General features: G+C 39.6%; 25 protein-coding genes and 2 pseudogenes. 16 read left to right on the plus strand and 11 right to left on the minus strand.

Translation table 11 applies throughout. The features are described 5' to 3' along the window. Window positions 1-144 precede the first annotated feature (144 nt). Both E4N74_RS00975 and E4N74_RS00980 read left to right on the plus strand, forming a co-directional pair. Window positions 145-747 (plus strand): MptD family putative ECF transporter S component, encoded by a 603-nt coding sequence (locus E4N74_RS00975; protein ID WP_044978658.1) that lies wholly within the window; start codon window positions 145-147, stop codon window positions 745-747. After that, window positions 748-1,479: an energy-coupling factor transporter transmembrane component T gene (locus E4N74_RS00980; protein WP_255818408.1), complete on the plus strand. Its 732-nt coding sequence runs from the start codon at window positions 748-750 to the stop codon at window positions 1,477-1,479. A gap of 67 nt (window positions 1,480-1,546) precedes the next feature. Here the strand turns inward: E4N74_RS00980 and E4N74_RS00985 are convergent, their stop codons facing one another. The 3 genes from E4N74_RS00985 to E4N74_RS00995 all read right to left on the minus strand — a co-directional run bounded on the left by E4N74_RS00985 (window position 1,547) and on the right by E4N74_RS00995 (window position 4,049). Then, window positions 1,547-2,656: a C45 family autoproteolytic acyltransferase/hydrolase gene (locus E4N74_RS00985; RefSeq protein ID WP_255818409.1), complete on the minus strand. Its 1,110-nt coding sequence runs from the start codon at window positions 2,654-2,656 to the stop codon at window positions 1,547-1,549. Window positions 2,657-3,110: 454 nt separating this feature from the next. Further along, entirely contained in the window at window positions 3,111-3,527 is a 417-nt protein-coding gene (locus tag E4N74_RS00990) for an EamA family transporter (RefSeq protein WP_044978661.1), read from the minus strand. A gap of 21 nt (window positions 3,528-3,548) precedes the next feature. Then, a complete protein-coding gene (locus E4N74_RS00995) occupies window positions 3,549-4,049 on the minus strand; it encodes a GNAT family N-acetyltransferase (protein WP_044978662.1) in 501 nt (166 codons plus the stop codon). Window positions 4,050-4,360: 311 nt separating this feature from the next. Here E4N74_RS00995 and E4N74_RS01000 point away from each other — a divergent pair, with 311 nt between their 5' ends. Beyond that, the gene (locus tag E4N74_RS01000; RefSeq protein ID WP_044978663.1) at window positions 4,361-4,924 is read left to right on the plus strand and encodes a flavin reductase family protein; all 564 of its coding nucleotides are present in this window, start codon (window positions 4,361-4,363) and stop codon (window positions 4,922-4,924) included. Between the two features lie 127 nt (window positions 4,925-5,051). On the opposite strand, the gene E4N74_RS01005 is transcribed toward E4N74_RS01000, so the two are convergent. Continuing rightward, window positions 5,052-5,519 carry a GNAT family N-acetyltransferase gene (locus E4N74_RS01005; protein ID WP_044978664.1) on the minus strand — a complete coding sequence of 156 codons (468 nt, stop codon included), beginning with the start codon at window positions 5,517-5,519 and terminating at the stop codon, window positions 5,052-5,054. Window positions 5,520-5,779: 260 nt separating this feature from the next. Between E4N74_RS01005 and E4N74_RS01010 the strand changes: the two genes are divergently transcribed. The 6 genes from E4N74_RS01010 to E4N74_RS01035 all read left to right on the plus strand — a co-directional run bounded on the left by E4N74_RS01010 (window position 5,780) and on the right by E4N74_RS01035 (window position 13,456). Further along, on the plus strand, window positions 5,780-8,584 hold the full coding sequence (locus E4N74_RS01010; protein WP_255818430.1) for a type I restriction endonuclease subunit R: 2,805 nt from the start codon (window positions 5,780-5,782) through the stop codon (window positions 8,582-8,584). A gap of 2 nt (window positions 8,585-8,586) precedes the next feature. Further along, window positions 8,587-10,029 (plus strand): type I restriction-modification system subunit M, encoded by a 1,443-nt coding sequence (locus tag E4N74_RS01015; protein WP_255818432.1) that lies wholly within the window; start codon window positions 8,587-8,589, stop codon window positions 10,027-10,029. Beyond that, window positions 10,026-10,841 (plus strand): Fic family protein, encoded by an 816-nt coding sequence (locus tag E4N74_RS01020; protein ID WP_255818434.1) that lies wholly within the window; start codon window positions 10,026-10,028, stop codon window positions 10,839-10,841. Before E4N74_RS01015 ends, E4N74_RS01020 begins: the two co-directional genes overlap by 4 nt. 27 nt (window positions 10,842-10,868) lie before the next feature. Then, window positions 10,869-12,455: a restriction endonuclease subunit S gene (locus tag E4N74_RS01025; protein ID WP_255818436.1), complete on the plus strand. Its 1,587-nt coding sequence runs from the start codon at window positions 10,869-10,871 to the stop codon at window positions 12,453-12,455. Window positions 12,456-12,728: 273 nt separating this feature from the next. Continuing rightward, on the plus strand, window positions 12,729-13,133 hold the full coding sequence (locus tag E4N74_RS01030) for a hypothetical protein (protein WP_255818438.1): 405 nt from the start codon (window positions 12,729-12,731) through the stop codon (window positions 13,131-13,133). Between the two features lie 74 nt (window positions 13,134-13,207). Beyond that, the gene (locus E4N74_RS01035; protein WP_255818440.1) at window positions 13,208-13,456 is read left to right on the plus strand and encodes a hypothetical protein; all 249 of its coding nucleotides are present in this window, start codon (window positions 13,208-13,210) and stop codon (window positions 13,454-13,456) included. 340 nt (window positions 13,457-13,796) lie between these two features. Here E4N74_RS01035 and E4N74_RS01040 read toward each other — a convergent pair whose 3' ends face one another. Continuing rightward, window positions 13,797-14,606, minus strand: coding sequence for a tyrosine-type recombinase/integrase (locus E4N74_RS01040; protein WP_255818442.1), 810 nt, complete (start codon window positions 14,604-14,606; stop codon window positions 13,797-13,799). A 59-nt stretch (window positions 14,607-14,665) separates the two neighbouring features. On the opposite strand from E4N74_RS01040, the gene E4N74_RS01045 reads away from it, so the two are divergent. Continuing rightward, window positions 14,666-15,193, plus strand: coding sequence for a restriction endonuclease subunit S (locus tag E4N74_RS01045; protein WP_255818461.1), 528 nt, complete (start codon window positions 14,666-14,668; stop codon window positions 15,191-15,193). On the opposite strand, the gene E4N74_RS01050 is transcribed toward E4N74_RS01045, so the two are convergent. Next, entirely contained in the window at window positions 15,164-16,486 is a 1,323-nt protein-coding gene (locus tag E4N74_RS01050) for a restriction endonuclease subunit S (protein WP_255818479.1), read from the minus strand. The genes E4N74_RS01045 and E4N74_RS01050 overlap by 30 nt on opposite strands. Continuing rightward, window positions 16,471-16,567 (minus strand): annotated as a pseudogene (locus E4N74_RS12880) (restriction endonuclease subunit S); the annotation flags it as partial. The gene E4N74_RS01050 and the pseudogene E4N74_RS12880, both read right to left, overlap by 16 nt. Window positions 16,568-16,833: 266 nt before the next feature. On the opposite strand from E4N74_RS12880, the gene E4N74_RS01055 reads away from it, so the two are divergent. Both E4N74_RS01055 and E4N74_RS01060 read left to right on the plus strand, forming a co-directional pair. Beyond that, window positions 16,834-17,667, plus strand: coding sequence for an ISAs1 family transposase (locus tag E4N74_RS01055; protein ID WP_255818481.1), 834 nt, complete (start codon window positions 16,834-16,836; stop codon window positions 17,665-17,667). Continuing rightward, a complete protein-coding gene (locus E4N74_RS01060; protein ID WP_255818491.1) occupies window positions 17,667-17,960 on the plus strand; it encodes a transposase in 294 nt (97 codons plus the stop codon). The genes E4N74_RS01055 and E4N74_RS01060 overlap by 1 nt, the downstream gene beginning before the upstream one ends. A gap of 29 nt (window positions 17,961-17,989) precedes the next feature. Here the strand turns inward: E4N74_RS01060 and E4N74_RS01065 are convergent. Both E4N74_RS01065 and E4N74_RS01070 read right to left on the minus strand, forming a co-directional pair. Further along, window positions 17,990-18,427 (minus strand): annotated as a pseudogene (locus tag E4N74_RS01065) (cyclophilin-like fold protein); the annotation flags it as partial. 3 nt (window positions 18,428-18,430) lie between these two features. Then, window positions 18,431-19,597 (minus strand): iron-containing alcohol dehydrogenase, encoded by a 1,167-nt coding sequence (locus E4N74_RS01070; RefSeq protein ID WP_255818493.1) that lies wholly within the window; start codon window positions 19,595-19,597, stop codon window positions 18,431-18,433. A gap of 371 nt (window positions 19,598-19,968) precedes the next feature. Between E4N74_RS01070 and E4N74_RS01075 the strand changes: the two genes are divergently transcribed. Together E4N74_RS01075 and E4N74_RS01080 are read left to right on the plus strand one after the other, a co-directional pair. Beyond that, window positions 19,969-20,478: a ClbS/DfsB family four-helix bundle protein gene (locus E4N74_RS01075; RefSeq protein ID WP_044978672.1), complete on the plus strand. Its 510-nt coding sequence runs from the start codon at window positions 19,969-19,971 to the stop codon at window positions 20,476-20,478. A 40-nt stretch (window positions 20,479-20,518) separates the two neighbouring features. Beyond that, entirely contained in the window at window positions 20,519-21,394 is an 876-nt protein-coding gene (locus E4N74_RS01080; RefSeq protein ID WP_255805857.1) for an SPL family radical SAM protein, read from the plus strand. Window positions 21,395-21,630: 236 nt separating this feature from the next. Here E4N74_RS01080 and E4N74_RS01085 read toward each other — a convergent pair whose 3' ends face one another. Both E4N74_RS01085 and E4N74_RS01090 read right to left on the minus strand, forming a co-directional pair. Beyond that, complete coding sequence (locus E4N74_RS01085; protein WP_044978674.1) at window positions 21,631-22,485, minus strand: alpha/beta hydrolase family protein; 855 nt, start codon at window positions 22,483-22,485, stop codon at window positions 21,631-21,633. Window positions 22,486-22,517: 32 nt separating this feature from the next. Beyond that, window positions 22,518-22,733 (minus strand): hypothetical protein, encoded by a 216-nt coding sequence (locus E4N74_RS01090; RefSeq protein WP_044978675.1) that lies wholly within the window; start codon window positions 22,731-22,733, stop codon window positions 22,518-22,520. Window positions 22,734-23,041: 308 nt separating this feature from the next. Between E4N74_RS01090 and E4N74_RS01095 the strand changes: the two genes are divergently transcribed. Beyond that, complete coding sequence (locus E4N74_RS01095) at window positions 23,042-23,821, plus strand: PhzF family phenazine biosynthesis protein (RefSeq protein WP_255818495.1); 780 nt, start codon at window positions 23,042-23,044, stop codon at window positions 23,819-23,821. A gap of 53 nt (window positions 23,822-23,874) precedes the next feature. Further along, window positions 23,875-24,510: a flavodoxin family protein gene (locus tag E4N74_RS01100; RefSeq protein WP_255818497.1), complete on the plus strand. Its 636-nt coding sequence runs from the start codon at window positions 23,875-23,877 to the stop codon at window positions 24,508-24,510. Window positions 24,511-24,613: the final 103 nt, after the last annotated feature.

A 24,613-nucleotide genomic window follows, 5' to 3' on the forward strand; every position in this document is an offset into this window, starting at 1 on the left:
ATAGAAAAAAGTAAGCCTATGAAAAAAGTAAGCCTATTGACACATAAGCCTTTTATAGATTAGTATTAGCTGTCTCTAACAATTAAGATGAGCATTTTAAAGATGCTGATTAAAATTAAAGGAAAACATAAGGAGTTTAAAACTATGAGTTCAACGACACAATCAGGCAAAAAAATGAGAACAAAGGATCTTATCTATGCAGGTGCATTCGGTGCAATGTACATTGTGCTGATGCTGATTATCGTAATGGGTTCTTCCGCCATTTCTCCGGTACTGTATTTTATGGCACCGCTTACGGTGGGACTGGTATGCGGTACGGTATATATGCTGTGCGTCCTTAAAGTGCATAAGTTCGGTGCGGCTTTGGTATTCGGAGCATTTTTTACACTGATAGCCTGCACTCAAAGTGTGTATGCAGTTATTTTTTCGCTGGCGGCGGCGCTTATGGCAGAGCTGGTTCTTTTCTTAGGCAAATACCAATCCCGCAAGATGTATCTTCTGTCATTTGTTTTTTTTAACCTGAATATGTCGGCACCGACTATGATGCTGCTCACCGATTATAATAAATTTATAACCCTGACGGAAAAATATCAAGGTGCCGCTTATACGGAGACGCTTGCAAAATTGGCTTTTAACGGAAAGATATGGTTCGCCATACTGGGCTGTGCCGTTCTCGGAGGAATAGGCGGTGCGCTTATTGCAAAAAGTTTGGTTAAAAAGCATTTTGAAAAGGCCGGAGCCGTATAAATGGCGTTCGGGCTGTACGGAAGCGAGGCCGGGCTTTTAAAGCTTGACCCGCGGACAAAGCTGCTGTTATTTTTTGCGGGTATCGTCGTCAGTACCTTTTCCTATAATGCTATCTCGTTTTGGATGTACTGTGCGGCGATGTGTGCACTGTTAGCCTTGTGCGGTAAAAAATGGTTTGCTCTCAAATGCGGCGTTCTTATTGCATTTATGGAATATCTGCGCTATCGAATCATCACCTCAGGGACAGGAGCTCCTGCCCTAACCGGAATTCTTGTTGCACTTGTTATGATTTGCCGGTATGGGATTCCCTTGCTTCTTTCTCTTTCATTTTTAATTAAAACAACACGGATAAGTCAGCTCATTGCAGCACTGTCTGCTCTCCATCTTCCGCTCTTTGTAATTATCCCTCTATCCGTAATGCTCAGGTTTATCCCAACGGTGCAGGAAGAATGGGACGGCGTGCGCAAAGCTATGGCCTTTAGGGGCATATCTCTTGAACCGGGTGCGGTTATACGGGCACCTTTTAGAACTATCGAGTACATACTGATACCTCTCCTTTTCAGCTGTATTGCCGTTATGGATGAGCTTGCTTCCGCTTCCCTTGCACGAGGCCTCGATGCCGAGCGAAAACGTACATCTTATGAAAGGGTCAAGATGTGCTTTCCCGACTACATCGTAATGCTGCTGTTTGTAGGGATTGTGATATATGCGGTTATAGGCGGAAGAGGGTAGGAGCCTTTTTCTTACGCAGCCGAGGAAGAAAAGGTATTAAACCCTTTGAATGAATCACATCTGAAAGTCAAAACATTTTTACTTCACAATTTCCGCATTTTTTTAAGCACTCATCTTCGGTAAATCTCTTTTTGTCAGGACTGCCGGCAGCACAATATATGCTTAACTCGGACAGATTAAAAACGGAACTCCATGCAGTTTTGAAGTTTTCTTCTTTACCGTATTGGCAGATAAAGCCGTACCGTCCTCGTAAAACATCCATTGCAAATTCGACGGGACTTTCTATTTTGTTTTGAAAAGCATCAAATACGGTTTTATACCGTTCTTGCGATCTAAAAATATTTCCGTCAGAATTATAGTACCGCCTCATTTGTTCAACCGTAAAATGATTTGCCGCAATGATGAATTTGCTTCCGTATGGATTGATGTTGCATTCACGTATTTTCTTTGTATCGGACGAAACTTCTGCGACGGCCATGTTTCCGTTTTTGTCACAGAGTAGAATATTTGCAGGGGAAGATACCGGCAATTTTTTTAAGATAGTTACAGCCTCTTCCGTTGTTCTGCATTTTTCCAAAATCAACAACCCCGACGCAGAGCGTCGGGGTATTAAACCCTCCGCACGAATAAACCGAATTAAAAACAATGCATTAAGGCCCGGTCTTATTTCTTCTAAATGAGGAAGGATAAAAGTCATTGCGGCGGCCAACCCATGCTCGTTCATTCCTTCTTCTCCGTTTGTGAATGAAGATGTATTAAGCATAAAACGACTGCTGCCCCTGGGTGCGTATAAAATTCGTTTGCAGCCTTTATGCAAAAACGGAGGCAGATCATTATTTCTGCCGTAATATACTTCACTTCCATAAGAAAAAGCAAATGCCGTGCAGCCTCTCGTTTCCGCCGTCCAAGATTCATCAAGGTTATACAGACAGCATCCCATGCACATAAGCCACGCCGTAAAAAGTCCGATGTCGGCCTGTACGGTATCCGTAATGCCGCGAATTTCTTCCGCAATTTCCGGAAAAAAGTTTTTTAATACGGCTCCACTTGCTGTTCCGAATTGTCTTTGAAAATCGTCAAGTTTTTGTAAAGGAAACATTATTCCTGCTTTTAAAAAAATATGTCCTAACTTTTTTCCCATCTCATAGTGGGAACCTTTCAATCGTAAATGATACATTGCGCCTCCATACCGTGAAGTATTCACTTCTATGATAAGAGATATAATTTTAATGTCAATGAATTATGCGAAGAAAGTATGAACAAATTCTCCTCGTACGGAAAAGCATTCCGATAAATTCATCAAACGAAAAGGTTATCAAATCTTGAGGTTTGATGAATTTTCGCACTTTCGTAACTCAGTTAAGAAAGTGTATTCTATCGGCGATGTTTTGCGATTACGCAAAACTCGGCGTTTAACAAAGCTGCGAAATTTTAGCGGCTGCAAAATCAGTAGGGCGTAAAGCAGCCTCAAAAAATCTCGCTTTACTCTTAAGAGCACCTTAATAATGCTATTGCCAAGGAATAGTATAAATGAAACAAACGGTTCATTTAGCCATGTATGATTGATTCAATTTATGGAATTATTTTTGAGCAAAAAGCTTCATACTTGAAAAGACCGTATGCAGTTTGTGTTATAACACCATGCAGAGTGTGCCTGCCGTAATCAGCAGTGAACCGATTATCGATTTTGCATTGACGTTTTCATGTAGAAAAATGACAGCTAAAATCAATGTAATCACTACGCTTAATTTATCGATAGGCACAACTTTGGATGCCTCGCCGATTTGCAATGCCTTGTAATAACACAGCCATGAAGCCCCTGTTGCCAGTCCTGAAAGAATCAGAAATATCCAGCTCTTCTTACTGATGTCCATAATTCCGTGTTGCGCATTGGTGATAAAAACCATACCCCACGCCATTGCTACCACAACAATCGTTCTTACTGCCGTTGCTAAATTTGAGTTTACTCCTTCAATTCCGACCTTTGCCAAAATAGAAGTAAGTGCCGCAAATACAGCGGATAAGAACGCAAAAACCGCCCATATCATTTTACTGCCTCCTGGTTAATCTTATGTTCTTTGCAGCGTTTTTTCGCGCCTATTGCCGGTATATGCACCGTCTTTACAATGACCTGATAAAACAAATCCCTTTGCTCCATAGTAGTTGTTCAAGAATGTGCTACCCGAGTCGCAATCCAAACGTAAAAAGCCTTTCTTCCGGCAAATAGCCAGTTTTTCAATTTCAGCGAGTATAATTTTTCCGGCGCCTTTGACGACAGGATCCGTTACTAGGTTATGTATGTAATACGCATGATCATCTGCTTTATCTGTCCAACGGTTATCATGTTCCAACAAAACCACGGCGCCTATGATGCAGCCGTTGTCTTTTAACGCATAAAGATTTCCCGTAGTCTGCTGCGTTACATAATAAGCAACAGGATATACAGTCAAATAATCCCAGACATTCCAATGCCGAATGCCTACCTCATCCATCCAACGGATTCGTTTTTCATATAATGCAAATACTGCCTCAACCTCTGCGGAGTGTGCCGACTGAAAAGTATACACCATGTTCATTACCTCTTTAACTCTTTGCTGTGCCGGATCGCATATTCCGTTACGCTCCGTATATCTTTTGCCGGTATATTACTTGAAATGAGGTTTAAGTCAAGTAGGAAAATGAAATAAGAGTTTCATAAATAGAAAGCGGTGGTGTAACAAAACGTACGGAGCGGCCGTAAGCATAAGGGCGAAATATACGCGGCATGTAAGATAAGAAAGAACCGGCTTAAAGCCGGAAGGTATCAATGCGCACACTTGTTTTTTCCGCTAATTTGAATATAATTATATTTAGAATTACATATCCGCAACAGGAGGCGTTTATGGGAAAGAAATTAACTATTACCGAAGGGTTTTTCCCGATGCCCGTACTTATGGTTGCTACATATAACGATGACGGCAGCGTAAATGTTATGAATGCTGCATGGGGAACAATGCAGGATCGTAATATTGTAGCACTTAATTTAACGGAAACGCATAAGACCGTGCAAAATATCAAGGCGCGAGGGGCTTTTACCGTTAGTATTGCGGACGCATCTCATGTTCTTGAAGCCGACTATTTTGGCGTCGCATCCGGTAACAAGGTTCCCAATAAACTGGAGAAAGCGGGGCTTACCGCAAGTAAGGCGGAAACAGTCGACGCTCCGGTTATAAATGAATTTCCGCTTTGTCTGGAATGTGAATTTATTGAGTATCAAAATAGTAAATACGGCTGCGGTGTTATCGGAAAGGTTGTAAATGTAACTGCCGATGAAAGCGTTATGCCGAATGGAAAGCTCGATATGTCATTAGTAAATGCCATAGCTTTCGATCCCTATACACACGGATATTACAAAGTATCGGAGCGTGTCGGTGAAGCATTTAAAGATGGGTTAAAGCTCGGATAAACGGAGAGCTTTATCTCAAGGCCGTTTCTCATTCCAAAACGGCGTAATTCGACATCCGTAGAAATCTTCAAGATTTCTACGGAAACTTTTTTTAAAGGAAAGGTTAGGTAATGCACTATTGTTTTCGTTATCTTTTTATCATCAATGGCATATCATATTCATCTTTACCGTTTTCAATAAATCCGAGCGATTTCCAAAATCTTATGGAATCTTCTTTACTACAGTTCAGCTCATAATATATTGAACCATCGCTCTTGGTATATTGCTCCAAAGCTTCAAAACAGAGATACCCTGTACCGTTTCCTCTATATTCAGGGAAGACCCAAAAATCTAAGATAAAGCATTTTCCATCTTCACTTTGATAAATACAGTAAGAAGCTGCTCCAATTCTAACTCCATCTCGAAGAAAATAGACCATATGCTGTTTGTCCGTATTTCGAATCATATGCGATTCCAAAATTCCGCGATATTCTTCACCCGTAAAATAGTCAATATCTTCTTTATCTGTGATTATGCTGTCATCAACCAAATAGGTAATATGCAGGCTCCAGAATTCGCTGATGTCCGTTATAGGAATTTCTTCAATTTCAATCATATTTATCTCATTTTAAGTTGTTTTAAAGGTAGAGTCAAGAATAAACGGTGTCAAGAAACGGCATCAATTACGAAAAATTATACGTTTCTTCAAAGTTTAGTTATGCGAATTTGTGCGTTTCTTCAATATTTTGAAAATATTACACGGTAATTTCAATCGGGTTATCTTCGATTGCGGCAATGCGGGTACTATTAAAATAACTAAAATAGTGTTATAATTGTTCCTATAGTTTTGGGATATGAGAACATTAGGATATATTTATGACGGAATACAAGAACAATCATAATTTCAGATATGACGGTCTATTGCCTGAGCAAAAAGCACGTGTTTATATAGATGCATATCTTGAAGATGCCGGCTGGACGGTAGTCAACCGGGATGAGTTTGTTCCCGAAGCGATAAATGCGCAAGCCGTCCGTGAAAATATCTTAAAAGGTAATAAAGAAGCTGATTACATTCTTTATCTTGACGGAAAGGCTATAGGGGTTCTTGAAGCAAAAAGAAAAGAGAATAATTTAGGTCTTGAAGTTGCAGAACAAGCGCAAAATTACGGAAATATTCTGCCCGATTGGATACGGGCATGGAAAACTCCGCTTCCGTTTATTTTTCTTTCAAACGACGAGACTTTGCTCTTTAAGGATATGCACGACGAAAAACCGAGTTATAAAGTTCTTAAAAAAATGCTCACTCCGAAAGATATTGTTAAATTGGCAGGCGGCGACATTGATTCGGAATATGCAAAACTTCCTTCCGTCCCGTCTGTAGGGTCAAAAGGTTTAAGGGAATGTCAATTTGAAGCAATCACGAAGCTGGAACTTTCATTTAAGCAGGGATTCAAAAAGGCTCTTATCGTTTTAGCTACGGGTGCTGGAAAAACATTTACCGCCTGTACGGCAGCGTATCGGCTTTTGAATTATACATCCGCAAAGCGGGTTCTTTTTCTTGTAGACCGTAACAATCTTGGGAAGCAAGCCGAAGGCGAGTTCGGAACATATAAACTTACGGAAACCGGTAATCCTTTCTCCGATGAATACATTGTTCATCGTCTTAAAAGCGTTGAAAAAATAGGAAATGCAAGTGTCGTCATTTCAACGATTCAGCGGCTTTTTGCAGCGCTCACGGGGCAAGAAATAAACGATGCCGACGATGACGAAGAAACGGATAATGATGAAAACGCACCGGGAGAACAGATTCAGTTTACAGGAAACATCCTTTTACCGCCGGATTTCTTTGACGTAATTATAATTGATGAATGTCATCGTTCGATTTATGGAGATTGGCGGCAGGTGCTTACCTATTTCAATAATGCAAAAATCATCGGACTGACGGCAACTCCGACACCGGAAGCTGAAGCGTTTTTTAATAAAAACCGAGTAGTCAATTACACTTTGGAAAAATCCGTTGCCGACGGCGTTAATGTTCCTCCGCGTGTGTATAGAATTAAAACCGAAATCTCGGAAACCGGCGGCACCATTAAAGACGGTGAAAAAATCAAAAAAGTTTCCAACTTGAGCGGTAAAAGAAAAACGCAAAAGCAGCATGAAGACCGGCAATTTACCAAAACGGACATAGACAGAAGTGTTGTAATTCCGGCACAAATCGAAACAGTTGTTCAAGCATATAAAGATTCCATCTATGAGTCTCTGTATCCGGACAGAAAAAAAGATTGGGCTATGATTCCAAAAACGCTTTTCTTTGCAAAAAAAGAAAGCCATGCGGAAGACATATTAGAAGCAATCAAAAGGGTTTTCAAAAACGAATTTCCTAACGGAGAGCTCCCCGAACATTATGCTCAGTTGATTACGTGTAAATCCGGAAATTCAAATCAACTGATTAACGATTTTAGAAATAACAAAGATTTTCGGATTGCTATTACCGTTACGCTTGTTGCAACAGGCACCGATATCAGGCCTTTGGAAATTCTTGTTTTTATGCGCGATATACATTCCGAAGTTCTCTACACTCAGATGAAAGGACGCGGATGCAGAACGCTTGCCGACGATAAACTAAGAAACGTAACCGCAAATGCGGCCTCAAAAGATTTTTATTATCTGGTGGATGCCGTTGGTGTAACGGAGCATGAAAAATCAATGCCGACTCCGGACGGAAACGGTGATATAAAAAAAGTCTTGTCGCTCAAAGACCTTCTTGAACATCTTGCACACGGGGAATTATCCGATAAGAATTTGGAACTTTTAGCGGACTATCTTTCAAACGTAAATAAAAAAGCCGAATCGGAAGATATTATCGAACTTAATGAATTGCTCGGCTCTATTACCGTAAAACAATTGGCGGTAAATATTTTTGAGGCAATCGCACATGAGTCTTGCAGTTTACCGCCCTATAAAGATATTAACGAGCCGAACTCGGAAAGAAAAATTTTGATTTTCCCGCTCATCAACAACGTAAAAGCCCGTAAAAAACTTTTGGAAATCAATGCCGGATTTATTAAAATTGCCCTTGAAAAAAAGGACACGTTACTGTATGCAGGATTTTCAAAAGAACAGGCAAAAGAATATATCACTACATTTGAAACCTATCTTAATGACAATAAAGATGAAATTGAAGCATTAAGAATTCTTTATAATCAGGAAAAAGTCGCCATCACTTATACGATGCTGAAAGATTTGGAAAAGAAACTTGTTGCGTATAATAGCCAGTTCAATCCGGAATTTTTATGGACGTGCTATCAAACGCTGGACGGAGAAAGCGGAAAAGTAAAACCTTTAAACAGAGAAACGGAACTGGGCGTTTTTACCAATCTTATTCAACTGGTAAGATACGGATATAAGGTGGATGATGAACTTGTGTCCCTTAAAAGACGATTCGGCAGTTATTTCAACCTTTACTGCGGACAGGCTTGGCGTAAATTTACGCCGGAACAAATTGAAATCGTGCGGCAGATTGCAGAATACATCGTACAAAACGGCTGTATCACGAACATTGAATTAAACAACGCAAAACATGATTTATTCGTAAAAGCCGTTCCAATCTTCGGAGCCGACAAACTGAACGAGGAAATGCAGACAATCTCCAAATACTTATTCTACGGAAAGGTAGCATAAAAATGGCAAAAAAAGAAGCAACGCAGGCAAAACCGGAACAGACACTTACGAAAAAAGTTTGGAACATGGCGGACGTTCTTGCAGCAGCAGGTGTCGGATTTACGGATTATATTATTCAGCTGACATATCTATTATTTCTAAAAATGGATTTTGAAAAAGAATCGTACGGTTTAGGCAGCGCACTTCCTGACGGAAGCAAATGGAAAGATATCGTTCAGCTGGACGGACCCGATCAACTTGCAAAATATGAAAAGATTCTGGAAATTTTACAAGCAACTGACGGACTTATCGGCGCAATTTTTACGGAAGCACAAAATAAGATTACAAAACCGGCTCTTCTTAAAAAACTGATCGGAATGATCGATGAAGAAAACTGGTTCAGTATGGACGGAGACCTAAAAGGGGCAATTTACGAAAGTATTCTTGAAAAAAACGGACAGGATAAAAAATCCGGAGCAGGGCAGTACTTTACGCCGCGCCCTTTGATTAATGCTATCGTTACTGTTGTTCAGCCGAAGATTGCGGAGACCGTTGCCGACCCGGCGTGCGGAACCGGAGGGTTCTTGCTTGCTGCCTATGACTATATGCGCAAACAAAGCGACGAACAGAGTAAAGTGGATTTCTTACAAACGAAAGCACTGCGGGGAAATGACATTACGCCTCTTGTCGTAACGCTGGCTTCTATGAATCTGTATCTTCACGACATTGGGGCAGGCACCACACCGATTAAATGTGAAGATAGTTTGGAACACGAACCCGAACATCTTGTAGATGTAATTCTTGCAAATCCGCCTTTCGGGGCTCGGCCTGCAGGAAGCGTCGATATTTCGACCATGCGCTCCGATTTGATTGTAACAACAAGCAACAACCAGTTAAATTTTTTGCAGCACATGATGGTCATGTTAAAAGACGGCGGGAGAGCCGGAATCGTTCTTCCCGATAATGTGCTTTTTGCAGACGGTGCCGGAGAAATTCTCCGCAAAAAACTTCTAAAAGATTTTAATCTTCATACGATCCTTCGTTTGCCGACCGGTATTTTCTACGCAAACGGCGTAAAAGCAAATGTGCTGTTCTTTGAAAAAGGAAGCCCGACACAAGAGACATGGTATTACGATTACCGGACAGGGATTAAACACACCCTTGCAACGAAACCGCTTAAACGCTCCGACCTTGAAGACTTTGTAAACTGCTACTGCGCAGGACATTTTAAAGACCGCAAAGAAACGTGGTCGCCCGAAAATCCCAACGGCAGATGGCGTAAGTTTCCGGTTGAAGAAATCTTAAAAGACGAAAAGACCAGCCTCGACTTAAAATGGATAAAAGACGATTCCGGCAACGTAGACTGTTCCCTTACCGAACTTATGCAAACCATTCAAACCAAAAGCGCAAACATCGCCGCAGCTGTTGCCGAACTTTCCAAATTGATTGGGGGTATTGAAGAATGAGCCAGACAAACGAACAGCAGGTCTTCAATCAACTTGCAGAAGTCATCGACGAATACAACAGCCTGCACATTGCTCATCAGCTTGATTACGATAAATTCTATCTGTATTCAATTATTACCCATTCAACCGCAATAGAAGGTTCTACCGTAACGGAAATTGAAAATCAACTTCTCTTTGACGAGGGGATAAGTGCGAATAAGCCGATTTATGAACAGCTTATGAATCTTGACTTAAAAGCTGCGTACGAAAGAAGTTTTGAACTTGTCAAACAGCATACGCAAATCACACCGGGAATCCTCTGTGAACTTTCGTCTCTCGTGATGAAAAACACCGGTTCTGTGTACAATACAATCGGAGGAACATTTTCTTCTGCCAAAGGAGAACTCAGACTTTTAAACGTCAGTGCGGGGCGCGGCGGGAAAAGCTATACGGCATGGCAAAAGCTCCCGAAAAAGCTGGAAGAATTTTGCAGTTGGCTCAATGCGGAACTAAAAACCATTGCAGAAAAACCTATACAAGAACAATACGCTTTTAGTTTTCTCGTTCATTATAAACTTGTGCAAATTCATCCGTGGGCGGATGGAAACGGACGAATGAGCCGCCTCTTAATGAATGTTATCCAATATGAGGCAGGGATAATTCCTTCGATAATAAAAAAAGAAAACAGGGCAGAACATATTCAAAGTCTTGCTGCCTCGCAAGACAAAGATGATCCTACGGAGTTCTTACATTTTATGTTTTCGCACCATATACGGAATTTGAGCGAGCAGATAGAAGAATATAAAACCTCGCTTGAAATGAGCGGCAGCTGATAATGGCTGTTACAGGGAGATTGGACAGTGAACACAAATGCATTACGTCAAAAAATATTAGACCTCGCAATTCATGGAAAGCTGGTAAAGCAAGACCCGGCCGATGAGAGTGCAGCCATACTCCTTGAAAAAATCCGTGCTGAAAAAGCCGCAAAAATTAAAAGCGGTGAGCTGAAAGCGGATAAAAATGCTTCGTATATCTTTAAATATACCGGCGAATCCGATGAAAGCACAACCGATGCGTATCCTGCAGGACTACAACATAACAGGCACTATGAGAAGTTCGCAGACGGCAGGGTGAAGGACATCGAGGACGAAATCCCGTTTGCCGTGCCGGAGGGCTGGGCGTGGTGTAGGTTACCGAATATTTCAGCTTCCATATTTGCAGGCGGTGATAGACCAATTATTTACGAAAAAACAAAATCAGACAAATGTAATATTCCTATATATTCAAATGGAATTGAAAATAATGGTCTATATGGTTTCACGGATAAATCTGTAGTTAATGTTTCTAGCCTTACTATTTCTGCAAGGGGAACAATAGGCTTTTCATGTATTAGAAATGAACCTTTTGTGCCTATTATTCGACTAATTACTATAATTCCATTTATAGAATGTATTAATTTAGTTTTTTTAAAGTTCTCATTTGATGCACTATTTTCTTTTTCAGAAGGTTCCAGCATTCCTCAGCTCACTGTTCCAACCGTAAAACAATTTCTTCTTCCTCTCCCGCCCCTCTCGGAGCAGCAACGCATCGTCGCAAAAATTGAAACAATTTTTGCAGAAATCGACCTGATGGAACAAAATAAAGCCGACTTACAGACAGCCGTCAAACAGGCGAAGTCAAAAATCCTTGATCTTGCAATCCGCGGGAAACTTGTTCCGCAAGATCCTGCCGATGAACCTGCGCCCGTGATGCTGGAAAAACTCCGTGCTGAAAAAGAAGCTAAGATTGCAGCCGGAGAGATGAAACGGGATAAGAATGATTCGTATATTTATAAAAATTCTACTGATAATTGTTATTATCAAAAATATACCGATGGTGGCGAGGAAAATATTTCTGACGAAATCCCGTTTGCCGTGCCGGATGGATGGGCTTGGTGCAGGCTGGGGGAACTGGCAGATATTGAGCGTGGCGGCTCACCGCGACCTATTGAAGATTTTATTACTGATAAAGGAAATGGTATAAATTGGATAAAGATAGGTGATACGGCTCCGGAAAGTAAATATATCATTTCTGCAAAAGAAAAAATTAAACCTGAAGGTAAAAAACATTCTCGTTTTGTTCATGCGGGGGATTTCTTGCTAACAAATTCTATGAGTTTCGGTCGTCCTTATATTTTAAAAATAGATGGCTGTATACATGACGGTTGGCTTGTGTTTGCTGACATAAGAAATTCTCTTCTAAAAGACTTCTTGTATTATGCTCTAAGTTCTCAGTATATTTACAACTCATTTTCTTTAGTTGCCGCAGGTTCAACTGTCAAAAATTTAAAATCTAATACGGTAAAGCAAGTTTTATTTCCCCTTCCTCCTCTCGCCGAACAACAGCGAATAGTTGCCAAGATTGAAGAAATGTTTACTCGGCTTGATTTTATCAAGGCTGCGCTTTGACATATACACGTAATATGGCTATAATATCAATATGATAAAGAATTTTGTGGATAAAGAAACAGAGCTTGTTTATAAACAAAAGTTTTCAAAACGGCATCCGAATACAATTCAGAAAGCAGCATTAAGAAAACTGATCATGATGACAATGCAAAAACTCTTTAAAACTTGCAATTTTTTTTGCGTATCTGACAAATATTTTATAGCATTGCAGAATGATATAGATAAAAGACTTATTCTTATGTGTAAGAATAGAAAATATAGGAGGACAAGCAAATGAATAATATCCTAAATTTCCCTGGCTTTCCATTTGAATTGGAACAGAATAATGAACAAGAAGCGCAAGATATTATTTATGATGCATGGGACAGTGATTCATCAGTACAACGAAAACGATTAGCACAAAAAGCTCTTGAACTTGATCCAAACTGTGTAGATGCATACTGCATTCTGGTAAAAGAGTATACATCATATAAAAAGAAAAATGAGTATTACAAAAAAGGAATAGAAGTATTCAGAAAAAAACATGGGGAAAAGTATTTTTCAGAAAATAGCGGATATTTCTGGGAGATATTTGAAACAAGGCCGTTTATGCGGCTTTCGGCAGGATATGGACAATTATTATGGAATAATGAAAAAAAAGATGAAGCAATAAAAATATATGAAGAGTTATTACATTGAACCCGAATGATAATCAGGGATTACGATATATTTTGATCAATTGGTTAATAGACCAAAATCAGTTGGACAGAGTAATGGAATTACTAAAAAAGTATCAGGAAGGAACTGCTTTCATGCTGTTTAGCGATCTATTACTTTCTATAAAAAAGCAAGAAAGCAACGCAAAAATTTTAAAAAAATATATAAAAGCTAAAAAGTCAAATCCGTATATAGTGAAGTATCTACTAAAGGAAAGTGAATTGCCTGAATATTTACCGGACTATTATGGATTGGGCGATGAAGATGAGGCCGTAACATATTGTTTTGATTCGATGGATGTATGAAGAAACGACCAAGATACTATTAAAAAACTAAAAGAAATTAGCAACGAATAACACTCTATTCAAGCTTACAACAGAGGAAAATTAAGTTGTAGGTTGAGTAAATATTAGGCGACTATGCTGCGCAGAGTATAATAAAAAAAGAGTTGATATATTGTTATAACAAAGATATATATCCCCCGTTTAATCCGACATTACATATTAAGCAAATGTTAGTCATGCGGATAATTTAAAGCAAGCTAACCGTCCAAAAACTGAAAACCTATCGGCTTTTTATGTAAGGAAATGATTTATCATATCCGCTAAAGCGGATTGCGTAAAAGTTTTTGGATGGTTACAATTTTTACCACGTTACAATAGTATCAACCAACTCCCGCTGCTCGCTGGCGGTACGGCGTAGATAAATGCGAGTCGTTTCAATGCTTTCATGCCCCATCAAATCGGCAAGGAGAGAAATATCATTGAACTTTTCAAGAAAATTCTTTGCATAGCGGTGCCGGAATGAGTGCGGATATACAACCTTTTCATTTATCCCGTACTTTCTGGCATAATTCTTTAGCTGCTGCGCAATTCCGCGGGTGGTGATATGCTTTTCAAAGCGATTGAGAAAGAGATAGCCGGATTGTCGCCCGATTGCTTCCAGCCATTGCAAGGCTTCTTCTTTCAAGATTTTCGGAATATAGAGCCGCCTAAGTTTTCCGCCTTTTGAGTATAGATCAAAATATCCCAATTTAACATGCTCAACTTTTATCTGAATAAGCTCGCTAACACGAGCCCCTGTCGCAGCGAGGAACCACACGACAAAATACCATTCACGGTTTCCGTCTTTTTTAAGACTCGATTTCAAAAACTGATAGTCTGCATTACTGATAACATTTTCAAGAAAGTTTTTCTGCTGGACTTTTACAAACTTCAACTGCAGCTGATCTTTGTGCATAAACTGCAAATACTTGTTAATGCCCTGAATCCTTAAATTCACCGTCTTCGGTTTAAAGAACTCAATCAGATAGCCTTTGTATGCAAGCAGATTTTCCTTACTGACAGAATCATAATGTTCTGTGTAGTATTTAATCGTCCATAAATATGACGTAAGAGTATTTTGAGAAAGATTGCTTTTTTTCAAATACTCTTCAAAACTTGTGCCGTTTTCCATAACGACCTCCCAATAAACAAGATTTGCGATCTCTCGCTTACTTAAAGTATACTTGTAATGTGATTTCTTGTTATTATGAGAAGTTTAGTGATGGAACCAAAAAAGCTGTAGAAATGCTCTATGCTATTCCTGAATCGTGGACATGGTGTCATTTTTCCGATGTCGCTGATGTAATAAACGGAAAAAATCAATCGCAGGTAGAAGATGACACCGGCGAATATCCAATTTATGGAAGCGGCGGTATTATGGGATACGCTAATGACTATATTTGTCCGGAAAATTGCACAATAATCGGGCGTAAAGGTTCAATAAACAATCCTATATTTGTGGAAGAAAAATTCTGGAATGTCGACACTGCTTTTGGCCTTGTACCATCATCAATTGTTCTGCCGCGATATCTATTTCATTTCTGTAAATCATTTGACTTTACATCATTGGACAGCAGTACAACATTGCCGAGTTTAACCAAAACAAGTATTCAGCGTATCTTATTTCCATTACCGCCATTAGCTGCACAAAAACGGATTTTAGATAAAATTGATGAACTTTTTAGCCAATTAGACAAGATTTCTTTGAATATCGTCTAAAGCATTAAATATTTCTTCAATTTTAGCAACGATTCTTTTTTGCTCTGAAATTGGAGGAATAGCAATAAAAGATTCTGCCATTTCTTGTAAATAAAATCCCATTTGAGCAGTACCGGTAGCATGTTCAGCTACATAATTTTGATAAAAATTACTGTCAAAAAAGAATTTCACATATTTGTTGTAAACCTTGGTGTTGAGAATGGAAACACTCCGTTGAAAACAGATATTCATACTGCCATCATAAATACAGCTTCTACCTAATGAGCCTACAGATGTGAATAAGATATCACCGGCAGCAGCATTAGTTCTCAAATTTTCTACTTCAAACATTTCTTTCGTTAAATATCTGACATTCTCTAAATCTTCTACTGTGTTATGATTAATATTTCTTGAAGAAATCATTATATATTCTGTTTTTTCTTCGATACCTTTAGGCGGATTATGATCTCCATCTACAAGCTTATCGCAAATTCTTCCTAATTTTGTCCATTGCCAGTTTTCCGGCAGTTCAAAAGGAATCTCATTATCAATACAAATATCATTTTTCCCCCCGAACTTCTCATAATAACAATTATCAGTAGAATTTTTATAAATATACGAATCATTCTTATCCCGTTTCATCTCTCCGGCTGCAATCTTTGCTTCTTTTTCAGCACGGAGTCTCTCCAGCATAACGGAGGCAGGTTCATCGGCAGGATCTTGCGGAACAAGTTTCCCGCGGATTGCAAGGTCGAGGATTTTTGACTTTGCCTGTTTGATGGCGGTTTGCAGATCGGCTTTGTTTGTTTCCAGTAGGTCTATATGTGCAAAGATTGCTTCTATTTCTGCGACGATGCGTTGCTGCTCGGAGAGGGGCGGGAGAGGAAGAGGAATCCTTTTTAAGAGATTCAAACTAACGCCTCCTATTAGACCGCTTTTGTTTACATTGAAGAAATCAATAAATGTGGAACTTCGAAGATAATAGAATAAATATAGATTATCAATAAATTCACAATGTAAACAACAAAGTTTATTTACAAAACAAACTTCTTTATTAATAAAACCGATTTTTCTACCTGCACTACCACCTTCAATACAAATTAGTGATGATTGTGCAGGTGCAATTTTAAATTTAGATTCAGAAAAAGGAATTTTTATGCCATTTTCATAGTTTATTACTCCTTCAAAATCTATATCTTTTGTTGCTATATAAAACAACCCGTCCGAAACGTTTGAGTATTTTTTGTTTTTTTCATTCTCATTAATACTATTCCCGGTATAAATATTAGCGATTTCCGATAGAGAAGCCCACACCCACCTCTCTGGCACGGTAAACGGGATTTCATCTTCGATATCCTTTATCCTGCCGTCGGCGAACTTCTCATAGTGCCTGTTATGCAATCATATATCTGCGGCACGTCGAATAGTGCAAAAATCATGGCTGAGTACCGGGAGCTTCTAAAAATATCAGTTTGTAGAGGGTTACCTTAGATTTAGATGCGATTGAGGTGTGCGCTATCACGCACGAATGCAGCAGTCTTTGAGAATTGATATTCTCTCAACTGCTGCATTTTAAGGATACAATAAAGCAAGTTTTGTCTACTCCGCATTCTTGAGCACCACGGAAATCAATTTTGCTAAAAACTGCCGATAATGAAGGTATGGAAATAGAAAATATATTTGATTACTTTAACGACATCAAAATAATTAGCAATCACGACGGATATTTTTACAGCGTAAAGGAAGCTTTAAAAATATTACTACTTGGACTTCTTTGTGGACGTAAAAATATTAGAGAGATACACGAGTGGGCAACTGAAGATATTATAAAAGAAAAACTTCGTAAAGAATTCGGAATAGAGAAAATACCTTGCTATTATTGGCTAACCTGTCTACTTAAATTGATAAACATAGACTCATTAAACGAATGTTTTATGAATATGGCTGAAGCTCTTATCAAAGAATACGGTACAGAAAAGCCTCTTACAATAGCGATAGACGGAAAAACTATCCGTTCAACAGATAAAATGAGCAGCTATGAAAGTCCGCTGCACATAGTCTCTGCACAAGTTGCAGAATTTGGTATAACATTGGCACAAAAATGTGTTAAAGGAAAGACAAACGAGATACCTACGGTTCAAGCTCTTATAAAAACTCTTAATATAAAAGGGCATATAATCGTTGCAGATGCCTTAAATTGTCAAAAAGAAACGGCAAAAATCATAAAAGAGGGAAAAGGGGACTATTTACTGTCGGTAAAAGGGAAGCAGCCTTTACTAAAAACGGATATTGAAGAATATGTTCAAGATGAAATTTTAAGAAAACAAATGGAAACAGCTTGTAAAAGTGAAAAAAATCGTGAAAGAGTTGAAAAGCGAACAGCCTTCTGCACAACTAATTTAGGTTGGATGGATAATACAGATGAATGGGAGGGGTTAAGCTGTATTGGAGCTATTCATTCAGAGTTTAAGAGTAAGAAAGGAAAGAGTGATTGATGAGGCATTATTATATTTCGAGCAGAAAACTTACAGCTCAACAGCTATTGGATATAGCAAGAAAAGAATGGGTTGTAGAAACCATGCATTGGTTATTAGATGTTCATTTTAGAGAAGACTTTTGTCGGCTTTTAGATAAAAATCTACAACAAGCCTTGAACATAGGACGGAAAGTGGCGTTAAATTTGGTCTCGCGATACAAACAAAAAAATGCACCTAAATCTTCTTTGTCACACATTATGTTTAAAGCTCTCATGGATATATCTTTTATCAAAAAAATATTACAAAATTGATTTCCATTCTTGAGCACTGCCGTAACGTTTCCTGTTCCGAGCAGAGCTTTCAGTTCAGCCTTAGTTATGCCCTCCAGCTTCCCCAGCGGGGTAAAATTCCACGAGTTTTTATCGTAGTAAATTACAAATGATTTTCCCTGATATAAAATCAGATCGCCTGCATCGGTGTTGGTCTGCTTATCATTGCGCGGGAGGCTTACCGGTAAATCGCCGACTTTTTCAAAATTACCGTAGTCGTGCATGTCGATGGTAACCTCACCTTTTTGCAGCAACTCAACCAGCGCACGGGCGGAAGAATTATCGTATAAAGACGCTGTGAGCGTTTTACCGTTTACCGTAATCGTTATTTTCATTGTTTTGGCTCCTATTTTCGAGGCTTGTGCATCTTTATCGCCGTTTTCATCGAGAGCGCAAGCTGAAAGAATACACAAGACGGCTAATATCGTACTTACGAGTTTTTTTATCATAGCTTACATACTCTCCTTTAATATTTGCACGATTTCGTCATGCGTTAAAATTTTGTATCCGCCTTTTAGAATAAAAGTTCCATCGGCGATACCTTCGAACATATCTTCATTAACGCCGAGTTCCTTTAGACTCAATACGAGCTTAAGTTCTTCCATCCACTTTTTCATTTCGGCAAGACCGGCTTCTGCAATTTCCCGATCGGATTTACCGACAGGGTTTACGTTCCAAACAGCTTGAGCATAGCGCACAAACTTGGGGATTGCATTCGGCATAATGTGCCGGTAATATGCAAGCGAAACTGCGGAAAGCGTCATTCCGTGCGTGGCATCTGTGAATGCGCCGACTGATTGTCCGATCATGTGCACCATCCAATCGGTTGGCTTACCCTTTGCAACCAGCGTGTTGAGCGCCCATGTTGCAATCCACATGATATTACTGCGGGCTTCGTAGTTTTTAGGATCTTTTACTGCAATCCTGCTGCTGTGGATGAGCGAACGCAATAGTCCTTCCATTATATAATCGGAGGTGTTGTCGTCATCGCCTGAAAAATACTGCTCGAGGATATGCGACATAATATCGAAAAATCCGGCGGTCATCTGGTAATACGGTACCGTGTATGTAAACTCAGGGTTCAAAATGGGAAACTTAGGAAACACATCCTCGCCGAGCACCCGTCCGATTTTCCGCTGTATCTTGTGATTGGTAATAACCGAACCGCCGTTCATCTCGGAGCCGGTGCCGACCATCGTCAAAACCGTGCCGACAGGGATGATCTCATTGTCCACCGGTTTCATATTGATAAAGTATTTGTCCCACGGGTCTTCCGTACAATGCGCAGAAACGGATACAGCCTTTGCATAATCGCACACGGAGCCTCCGCCTACCGCAAGGATAAAATCCGCACTGCTCTTTTTTGCCAACGCTGCTCCTTCGTATAGTTTTTCGAGTGTCGGGTTCGGCATAACACCGCTCAATTCCGTAACGGTTTTTCCGGCCTCTTTTAATGCGCTCATAACCGTGTCATAAACGCCGGTCTTTTTAATCGAGCCGCCGCCGTATATCAGCAGCACATTCTTGCCGTAATGGGGCAGCTCTTTGCGCAGTTCTTGAAGTGAATCCTTCCCAAAATACAATTTCGTCGGGTTTGAATACGTGAAATTTCCTAACATAGTGTCCTCCTGAATACATTCAGTATATATTGCAAAGTTTGGTTTAAAGTCAAGAGGAACAGGGCGATTATTTCTTCCATATTATTATATGTACCATTCAATCATCAATTTTATATTATCAATTTTTTCATCTGCCGCTTTTTATATCATTATCCTTGGCTCAAAATGAAGGAATTCTAAAGCATAAACTGTTACCCATTTCTATGCAATAGTCTGCCTTGCAGAAGAAATTATGAAAAAGCATAAAAAAGTTTAAATTTTTTTTCAAACCTGACACATTCTGACAGGTTGATGTGCTATAATAGACTTGTTGAAAAAACTTTTTTCGGAAACTTATGTTTCCTGCAAAAAGTTTTTTCAAGGAGTAAACTATGCCCAGACCGGCAACAAAAGAAGATTTAATTTTTGCCTCAAACGAACAGTTTACAAAACTGTGTAGCTTAATTGATGAAATGACGGATGAAGAAAAGAGTGCCGATATTCTTCCGAATGAACGGGATAAAAATTTACGCGATGTACTGACGCATCTTTATGAATGGCACTGCCTTTTATTGAATTGGATAAAGGTCAACACGCAGGGCAAACCTGCCTCCTTTTTACCTGAGTCTTACAACTGGAAAACATATCCTAAAATGAATATCGAGTTTTGGAAAAAACATCAAAGCACTCCATACTCTGATGCCGAAAAAATGTTTAAAAAAACGCATAAAGAAGTTACGAAACTCCTCGATACTTTTTCCAATGATGAGCTTTTTTCGAAAAAGCATTTTGGGTGGACGGGCACGACGACACTCGGCAGCTACTGTGTTTCAGCAACTTCCAGCCATTACGATTGGGCAATCAAGGATATTAAACGAGCCTTAAAAAGATATAGGGCATGATAAAACGGACACCAATGAATTTTTAAGGAATAGGAAGCACATGCACTTTGTACAAGCAAAAGGAATTTTATCAGCTAAAAACGGAATGAACTTATACCGAGGTTGTACGCATGGGTGTATTTACTGCGATTCGCGCAGTGAATGCTATCATATAAATCATCTGTTTGAAGATATCGAAGTAAAAGAAAATGCAATAGAACTGCTCGAAGATTCTTTGCGCCGAAAACGCAGCAAATGTATGATCGGTACCGGTTCTATGACCGACCCGTATATGCCGCTTGAAGAAAAAATCGGCATGACACGGAAGGCGATAGAGACCGTGTATCGCTACGGTTTCGGTTTTACGGTGATAACGAAATCTCCCCTGGTGTTGCGCGACCTCGATCTTCTAAAAGCCATAAACGAAAAAGCGAAATGCGTTGTGCAGATGACGCTTACCACATATAACGATAGCCTGTGCAAAATGCTTGAACCGAATGTTGCCGTTACAAGCGAACGCTTTGCCGTGCTTCAAACACTGCGCGATGCGGGTATCCCGACTGTTGTATGGCTTACGCCGATCCTTCCGTTTATCAATGATACTGCGGAAAATATAGAAGGTATTGTGCAGTATTGCATCGAAGCAAAAGTCTTCGGCGTAATCTGTTTTGGTATGGGCTTAACATTGAGAGACGGCAGCCGCGAATATTTTTATAAGAAACTCGACCAATATTTTCCGGGATTAAAAGAAAGGTATATAGAGCGTTACGGGAATAGCTATTCCGTTATGAGCCCGCACAATGCACGCTTGATGAATATCTTCCGCACACGGTGTAAAGAACATGGGATAGAAACAAATCCCGATACCATATTTGCATATCTGTCAGCTTTTGAGGATAAAAGCCGACAGACACCCGCACAGCCGGAATTGTTTTGATTAGACATTATACCTACTATGTATTCGGTGTTTTATTTTTGTGAAAACAGCTTCATACTTGCAAACATCGTATGCAATTTGTGTTCGTCAAACGGCAGGTATTCGGCAATCGTAAATCCAACAATGTCCGCGTGTGTTTCAATGCACTGCAATATGGTATGTAATTTTTCCATTGTCATTTTACCGCCGCCGGCACCGTCGCAGGTCAGTGACCTGCCGTAATCGGCAGTGACCGATTATCGATTTTTCTCGTCGATAATCCTTTGCACAAATTGCACAGCGGCTTGTGCAGCCTGCCGCATTGTGTTCCCGTGAAAACCGTGACTGGCACCGTTCATTTTAATTAGCTCCGCATTGGGGAATACGGTAACCGCCCGTTCGGAATATGAAAGGGGAACAGTCGAATCGGCAGTTCCGTGTATGATCAGAGTTTTACCGGAGTACCTCGGCATCATCGTATAAATATCGAAGGACAGTGCATCCTGATTATAAATGCGCCCGATGGTTTTTCCCAGCAGCTTCATTGTTGCCGGTATATTCGCCGGATCGGGAGTGCGCCGCCGCGCGTCATCATGAATCACAAAGGCGGGGTATAATAAAACCGAGCCTGCAACTTCGTCAGGGCGCTCCGCGGCGACATACGTCGAAATAAACCCGCCTTGGCTTTCTCCGAATAAAAAAATTTGTTCTGCATTAAACCGCTCATCAGTTTTCAAATGATCGAGGATAATCATTAAATCTTTCGCCTCGGTAAGCACCGACATATCCGTCATTTTACCGCCGCTTTTAATATTATTTCCTCCGCCGATAAAATCGAATATATATGCTGCAATCCCCTGTTCTACAAAAAATTTTGCATAGTTCCTCACACTGCCGCGGTTTCCGCCGAAGCCGTGCGAAAGAATAACTAACGGCATTGGCGATGTACGCTCGGGGATAAAAAGTTCACCCGATATCGTGATTCCGTTTCTTTGAAAGTTTTGTTCTTCAATCCTAAAATCGACTGGATCGATACTCGTTTGCGTTGCCTCAATTCCTATCATACTTACAATACAGTACATTATTGCTAATAGAAAGACTGATTTTTTCATTGTTCTCCCTCCGTAATTTTTTCAATTCCGCCTTACTTTCCGCTGAATACGGGGAAACGGCTGCCGTCTCCGTAATCAAAAAAATCTTTTAATGCAGAAAGGGCTGCCATATATTCTTTTGTAATTTCGAAGCCGAGTTCGGCGTTGCTTTTCATGTGATCGGCATTTGCGGTTTTCGGAAGAGAAACAAAACCGAGCTTAGGAATTTCTGCTCCGTTTTCCAAGGTATAGATTTCTTTTAAAATCATAATGCTCCTCCTATGTTTGTGCTGATATTTATCCGCTTTGTATGCTCCATTATTATTAGCTAAGGTTCAGTTTAAGTCAAGAGGCTATATAATTGAAAAATATTATGAAATCTTCTTTTAGAACAAACCTCGTTTTTTTAAGCGGATATGATCGAGCGCCAATTTTTCTTCTATTGACTTACCATATTTTAACTTGTATATTTATTGCAAGAGGCAAGTTGCTAAATGGACAACTTAACAAAACTGAACTTGCTGAGTGGGCTGCACAATTTTAACGATGCTTAAAAAAATGAATTTACGGAGGTAGTATGATAAAACAGTATATTGTTGATGCGTTTGCAGATAAGGTGTTTTCGGGGAATCCCGCAGCCGTATGTATTTTAGAAAAGTGGCTTAAAGATGAGCTGATGATGGATATGGCACGAGAAAATAATTTGTCCGAAACGGCATTTGCAGTAAAGATTCATAATGGAAAATATCACCTGAGATGGTTTACACCGGGCGGAGAAATCGATCTGTGCGGTCATGCAACACTTGCTACAGCGTATGTAATTATGAATTATTACGAACAGAAAATACAAGAAGTTCGGTTCGAAACATTGAGCGGAGAATTGTTTGTAAAAAAGAAAGCCGGCCTTTACGAGATGGACTTTCCTGCATATGATTTAACTGAAGTTTCAATTACGGATGAAATGATAAAAGCTATCGGAATAAGGCCGTCCAAGGCATTTATCGGGCGAGACTTACTTTGTATTTTAGACAAAGAAGAAGATGTAAAAAGCTGCAATCCGAATCTTGAAAAAGCTAAAGACCTTGACGGTCTTCTTCTGCATGTAACGGCATCGGGAAAAGACTATGACTGCGTATCAAGAAGTTTTGCTCCAAAGTTAAATGTTGCAGAAGATCCGGTATGCGGCTCCGGGCATTGTCATATTATTCCGTATTGGGCAAAGGTAACGGGGAAAAAAGAATTTAAAGCATATCAAGCATCGCAACGCGGCGGAACATTGTATTGTACACTGAAAGACAATGGCGTTACACTTGCCGGGAAGGCTTGTCTATACGCAAAATCCGAACTCTATATTTAATTAGCGATATGCTAACCCTACTCGTTTTTATATAATGTCATGCGAGGTGATTTATGAAAAAAATACTTCTATTAAATGCAAGCCCAAGAAAGAATTGGAATACTGCACAAATACTTAAATCGGCGATGAGAGGCGCTCAAACTGCCGGTGCGGAAGTTGAATATATCGATTTATATGATTTGAATTTTACGGGATGCAGAAGCTGCATGTTGTGCAAAAGAAAAGGAGTTGAAAGATGCCGATGTTATTGGAAAGATGACCTTTCTCCAATAATAGAAAAAGTTTTTTCGGCAGACGCACTCTTTATCGGAACTCCTATATATTTAGGAAGACCTACTAGTCACTATTTTGCATTTATGGAACGCTTGCATTTTTGTTCACTTTCTTATGATGACTATAGCAATTATTTCAAAGGAAAGGTTAATGTTGTGCTGTTTTTAACAATGAATGCGACAAAAGATTTTTACGATAAACTGTATAAGGAAAAATTTGGAAATTATGCAAATGAATTTAAATCATTGAATGGCAATGTTACCTTGTATCCATGTTATAATACACTGCAAGTAAATGATTATTCAAAGTTCGATATGACAAGTTTTAGTGAAGATAAAAAGAGAAAATCACGCGAAGAATGTTTTCCAATCGATTTGGAAAATGCCTTCCAGCTCGGTAAAAAATTGAGCACATAGTTTTCATAAAAGTGATAAAATAATTGGAAAATGATGTTGATGGATAACAATTGCTTTCGTTCTCGGCCTCCTGCGTCGGGGAATCAAATGTTTAGTTGCCGAT

It is taken from the genome of Treponema putidum (assembly GCF_024401155.1).
Classification (GTDB): Bacteria; Spirochaetota; Spirochaetia; order Treponematales; family Treponemataceae; genus Treponema_B; species Treponema_B putidum.